The sequence below is a fragment of the Ferrovibrio sp. genome, from assembly GCF_035304305.1.
In the GTDB taxonomy this organism is placed as follows: domain Bacteria; phylum Pseudomonadota; class Alphaproteobacteria; order Ferrovibrionales; family Ferrovibrionaceae; genus Ferrovibrio.
The window spans coordinates 1-5,158 of the sequence record NZ_DATGQG010000010.1 but is presented as its reverse complement, the minus strand read 5'-3'; the positions used below and the strand labels follow the sequence as shown (position 1 = coordinate 5,158).

The 5,158-nt window shown below is 66.6% G+C and carries 7 protein-coding genes; 1 reads left to right on the top strand and 6 read right to left on the bottom strand.

Going from position 1 to position 5,158, the window contains the following annotated elements; all coding sequences use genetic code 11:
• The 4 genes from VKZ87_RS18480 to VKZ87_RS01115 all read right to left on the bottom strand — a co-directional run.
• The coding region (locus VKZ87_RS18480; protein WP_324219395.1) for a dihydropteroate synthase at positions 1-432 on the bottom strand (432 nt) is incomplete at its 3' end.
• Complete coding sequence (locus VKZ87_RS01125; RefSeq protein WP_324219394.1) at positions 429-1,508, bottom strand: homocysteine S-methyltransferase family protein; 1,080 nt, start codon at positions 1,506-1,508, stop codon at positions 429-431. The genes VKZ87_RS18480 and VKZ87_RS01125, both read right to left, overlap by 4 nt.
• A gap of 10 nt (positions 1,509-1,518) precedes the next feature.
• On the bottom strand, positions 1,519-2,433 hold the full coding sequence (gene metF / locus VKZ87_RS01120; RefSeq protein ID WP_324219393.1) for a methylenetetrahydrofolate reductase [NAD(P)H]: 915 nt from the start codon (positions 2,431-2,433) through the stop codon (positions 1,519-1,521).
• On the bottom strand, positions 2,430-3,407 hold the full coding sequence (locus tag VKZ87_RS01115; RefSeq protein ID WP_324219392.1) for a metalloregulator ArsR/SmtB family transcription factor: 978 nt from the start codon (positions 3,405-3,407) through the stop codon (positions 2,430-2,432). Before VKZ87_RS01115 ends, metF begins: the two co-directional genes overlap by 4 nt.
• 153 nt (positions 3,408-3,560) lie before the next feature.
• Between VKZ87_RS01115 and VKZ87_RS01110 the strand changes: the two genes are divergently transcribed.
• Positions 3,561-4,178, top strand: a complete 618-nt coding sequence (locus VKZ87_RS01110) for an ABC transporter substrate-binding protein (RefSeq protein WP_324219391.1) — start codon at positions 3,561-3,563, stop codon at positions 4,176-4,178.
• Positions 4,179-4,199: 21 nt separating this feature from the next.
• Here VKZ87_RS01110 and phoB read toward each other — a convergent pair whose 3' ends face one another.
• Together phoB and VKZ87_RS01100 are read right to left on the bottom strand one after the other, a co-directional pair.
• Positions 4,200-4,925 (bottom strand): phosphate regulon transcriptional regulator PhoB, encoded by a 726-nt coding sequence (gene phoB, locus VKZ87_RS01105; protein WP_324219390.1) that lies wholly within the window; start codon positions 4,923-4,925, stop codon positions 4,200-4,202.
• The coding region (locus tag VKZ87_RS01100; protein ID WP_324219389.1) for a phosphate signaling complex PhoU family protein at positions 4,925-5,158 on the bottom strand (234 nt) is incomplete at its 5' end. The genes phoB and VKZ87_RS01100, both read right to left, overlap by 1 nt.

Here is a 5,158-nt window from a genome sequence, read left to right as displayed (position 1 = left end):
CTGGCCCTGCTCGTCGAAGGCCATGACCACGGTTGCCGCGCCGTAGCGCAGGATCTTGCGCGCCTGCTCCAGGAAGGGCTTCTCGCCTTCCTTCAGGCTGATCGAATTGACGATGGCCTTGCCCTGCACGCATTTCAGGCCAGCCTCGATCACCTCCCATTTGGAGGAGTCGATCATGATCGGCACCCTGGCGATATCGGGCTCGGAGGCGATCAGGTTGAGGAACTTCACCATCGCCGCCTTGGAGTCGAGCATGCCCTCGTCCATGTTGACGTCGATGATCTGGGCGCCGTTTTCCACCTGCTGGCGCGCGATGGCGAGCGCCGCCTCGTAGTCCTCCGCCTGGATCAGCTTGCGGAATTTCGCCGAGCCGGTGACGTTGGTGCGCTCGCCGATATTGATGAAGACCGGAAGATTGGAAAACTGGCTCATGCTGCGGATGCGGTAAAGGGTTCGAGGCCGGAGAGACGGAGCGCGGGCGGGATCACGGGAATCCTGCGCGGCTTCAGGCCGCGCACGCTTTCCGCGATGGCGCGGATATGGTCGGGCGTGGTGCCGCAGCAGCCGCCGACGATGTTGACCAGCCCCGCTTCGGCCCATTCGCGCAGATGCGCGGCGGTCGCATGCGGCGCCTCGTCATATTCGCCGAACTGGTTGGGCAGGCCGGCATTGGGATAGGCGCTCACCGCCACATCGGCCACGCGGCTCATCTCGGCGATATAGGGCCGCATCTGCTGGGCCCCGAAGGCGCAGTTCAGCCCGACGGAAAACGGCCGCGCATGGCGCATCGAATTCCAGAAGGCCTCGGTCGTCTGGCCCGAAAGGGTGCGCCCCGACAGATCGGTGATGGTGCCCGAGATCATCAGCGGCCATTCCTCGCCGAGCTCGTCGAACAGCTCGTAGATGCCGAAGACGGCGGCCTTGGCATTCAGCGTGTCGAAGATGGTCTCGACCAGCAGGATATCGGCGCCGCCTTCCACCAGGCCGCGCGCCTGCTCCTTATAGGCTTCCTTCAATTCGTCGAAGGTGATATTGCGGAAATCGGGGCGGTTCACGTCAGGCGACAGCGAGGCCGTGCGGTTGGTCGGCCCCAGCGCGCCGGCGACGAAGCGCGGCTTCGCGGGATCCTTCGCCGTGTATTCGTCGGCCGCCTGCCGCGCCAGCCGGGCGCCTTCGCGGTTGATCTCCGGCACGGCGGATTCCAGCCGGTAATCGGCCTGGCTGACCCAGGTGCCGCTGAAGGTGTTGGTCTCGATGATGTCGGCACCGGCCTCGAGATATTCGCGATGCACGTCGAGGATAACGTCGGGCCGCGTGATGTTGAGCAGGTCGTGGTTGCCCTTCAGGTCGCCGTTGGCGCCCTTGAAGCGTTCGCCGCGGTAATCGGCCTCCTGCAGCTTGCGCCGCTGCAGCATGGTCCCCATGGCGCCGTCGAGCACCAGGATGCGGTTCTTCGCCGCCTCGTAAAGCGCGGCGCGACGCTGGTTGCGCTGTTCGCGGTTCTCCATGGCTTGCTCCTCAGGCGGCGGCTTCGCTGCCGACGGTCTGCTGCGGCCGCACACCCAGCACATGGCAGATCGCGTAGGTCAGGTCGGCGCGGTTCAGCGTGTAGAAATGGAATTCGTCGATGCCGGCGGCGAGCAGGCGGCGGCACTGCTCGGCGGCCACATGCGCCGCCACCATGCGACGGGTTTCGGCATCGTCATCGAGGCCGTCGAACATGTCGGCCAGCCAGGCCGGCACGCTGGCGCCGCAGGCGGCCGAAAAGCGCGTGACCTGCCGGAAATTCGTCACCGGCAGGATGCCCGGCACGATCGGCACGGTGATGCCGGCCGACCGCGCGCGGTCGAGGAAGCGGAAGTAGACATCGGTGTCGAAGAAATACTGCGTGATGCAGCGCGTCGCGCCGGCATCCACCTTGCGCTTCAGGTGCTCCAGCTCCAGCCGCGGCGAGGTGGAATCCGGATGGCCTTCGGGATAGCAGCCGACGCTGATCTCGAAGTCGTGCAGCTTGCGCAGGCCGGCGATCAGGTCGGTCGAATTGGCATAGCCGTCGGCATGCGGCACGAATTTTCCGGTGCCCTCCGGCGCGTCGCCGCGCAGGGCGACGATATGCCGGATGCCGGCCTGCCAGTAATGTTCGGCCACCTCGTCGACCTCGCCTCTCGCGGCGCCGACGCAGGTCAGATGCGCCGCCGGGCTCAGGCCGGTTTCCTTCAGGATGCGGACCACGGTGTTGTGGGTGCGCTCGCGGGTCGAGCCGCCGGCGCCATAGGTGACCGAGACGAAGCGCGGATTGAGCGGCGCCAGGCGCAGCACGCTGCGCCACAGGCTTTCCTCCATCTCCGGCGTCTTGGGCGGGAAGAACTCGAAGGAGACCTTCAGCGGCCCGGGACGCCGCGCGGCATAGGCATTGCTGTCGGGGAATGTCATGCGGCTTCACTCTCGCGGGACGGCAGGCGCGCGACGGCTTGCTTGCGCGCATGCCAGATGTGGACGGTCAGCGGCTGGCCTGGCAGCGCCAGCACGGGATCGGTCTGCAGCGATGCGGCCTCGCACCAGGCGCGCAGCTCGGCATCGGCAAAGCCGAGCCGGCGATGGGCATGGCGGGCGCGCAGCTCCTCGCGGTCATGGGGCGCGAAATCGACGATCACCAGCCGGCCGCCGGGCTTCAGCACCCGGGCCGCCTCGGCGATCGCCTTCTGCGGCTCGTCGGCGAAATGCAGAACCTGGTGGATCACCGCGGCATCCATGCTGCCGGAGTCGATCGGCAGGGCATACATGTCGGCCTGGCGCACCTGACAGTGGCGGATGCCGGCGCGCTCCAGGTTGGTGCGCGCGATGCCGAGCATCTCGCGGCTCAGGTCGACGCCGAGGCCACGCCTGATCTGCGGCGCCAGCACTTCCAGCAGGCGGCCGGTGCCGGTGCCGATATCGAGCAGGTCGTCGACCTGGCCGACCAGCCTGGCCACTGCGGCCTCGACCTGCGCCTCGTCGACATGGAGCGAGCGGATCGCCGACCACTGGGCGGCATTCTCGCGGAAATACTGTTCGGCCGCGGCGGCGCGGGCATGCTTCACCGCAGCCAGGCGTTCGGCATCGCGGGCCAGGGTGGTGTCGTTGGACGGCAGCAGGGCGCTGAGCGCGCGGACCAGCGGCGCGCCGGGCAGGGTCTCGCCGATCCGGTAGAAGGCCCAGGTTCCCTCCGGCACGCGTTCCAGCAGGCCGGCCTCGCAGAGCAGCTTGAGATGGCGCGAGACCCGCGGCTGGCTCTGGCCCAGGATCTGGGTCAGCTCGGTCACCGTCAGCTCGCCCTGGGAACAGAGGGCGAGCACGCGCAGCCGGGTCGGCTCCGCCGCGGCGCGCAGGGCCGCCATGAGGGTATCGAGGGTCAGGGTGGCGTTCATTCGAATAATATAAACATATCTTTATGTATTTGTATAGAACTTCGGACACAAAAAGAATCGTGGCAACCCTACTCCCGCGTTCTAGCTATCCGCTGAGCAGGCAGGCATATTCCAGCCCTAAAATGCTTTCGGTTCCTGAACTTAGGTGATTCGATGCTGCAGATGCCGTTTTCGCGACGCCCCGTCCTCATGCTGCTTGTTGCCGCAGGGATCGGCCTGTTCGCCTCGCTGCTGCCGGCCCGGGCGGCCGAGGCCGACAGCTTCATCCGGCAGGTCGGCAACGAGACCCTGAAAGCCCTCGAAGACCGGTCGATCACCCAGGAAAAGCGCGAGGACCTGCTGCGCAACCTGCTGACGACGCATCTCGACCTCGAGGCCGTCGGCCGCTTCTGCCTCGGCCGTTACAGCCGCAGCCTGACCGACGCGCAGCGGCCGGAATACCAGAGGCTGTTCGAGGATTACCTGGTGAAGGTCTATTCGCAGCTGCTGGCGCAGTATAACGGCGAGACCTTCGAGGTGCGCGAAGGTGCGCGCAGCGCAGGCAGCGAGACCATCGTGGAATCCCAGATCCTGCGCCAGAACGGCCCGCCCATCCGCGTCGAATGGAAGACGCATGAGAAAAACGGCAAGCCGCTGGTCACCGACGTGGTGGTCGAGGGCGTGTCGATGGCCTTCACCCAGCGCCAGCAGTTCGAATCCGTGATCCAGAATAACGGTGGAAAAATCGACGCCCTGTTTGCGGCCATGCGGAAGCAGATCGCCCGGCGCTGATCCCTGCAACCGGTTTCGCGGTCAGGCTGATTCCGTGCAGGCCGCCGTCGGCGTCAGCTCCAGCGCATAGCCGGCAGAGCGCACGGTCCGGATGATGTCCGGCTCGTTGGCGTCGTTCAGCGCCTTGCGCAGGCGGCGGATATGGACGTCCACCGTGCGCTGCTCGACATAGATGTCGCGCCCCCACACGGCGTCGAGCAGCTGGTCGCGCGACAGCACGCGGCCGGGATGCTCGAGGAAATAGCGCAGCAGCCGGAACTCGGTCGGTCCGAGATGCACCTCGCGGCCGTTCCGCGTCACCTTGTGGGTGGCGATATCCATCACCAGACCGCCATAGGTAAGCATTTCCTCGGCCAGCGCCGGCCGGATGCGGCGGAGCACCGCGCGGATGCGGGCCAGCAGCTCGCCGGGCGAAAACGGCTTTGCGATATAGTCGTCGGCGCCGGCGTCCAGCCCGCGCACCCGGTCGCCCTCCTCGCCCCGTGCCGTCAGCATGATGATCGGCACGTTGCGCGCGTTGGGATCGCGGCGCAGCTGGCGGCAGACCTCCAGCCCGGAAAGGCGCGGCAGCATCCAGTCCAGCAGGATCAGGTCAGGCAGGTCTTCGGCCACCTTCAGCAGGGCCTGCTCGCCATCCGTCGCCTCGTCGACGACGTAGTTTTCCTTCTCGAGATTGTACCGAAGCAGAGCCAGCAGCGCGGCCTCGTCCTCGACCACCAGGACCCGCGGCTTGATCGCCACGCTCATTACCGGCCTCCCGGAGCACCGCCGCCCGGGGTCGTGCTGCCTGGGGTCGTGCTGCCTGGGGTCGCGCTGCCCGGGGCGCTGACCAGTGCATAGGCGGTGGAGTCGCCCTTCGGCCGCTCTTCCGTGATCATCTCGCCCTTGACGGCATAATGAATGAGTTCGGCGATGTTGGTCGTGTGGTCGCCGATGCGCTCGATATTCTTGGCGATGAACAGCAAATGCGTGCAGGGCCC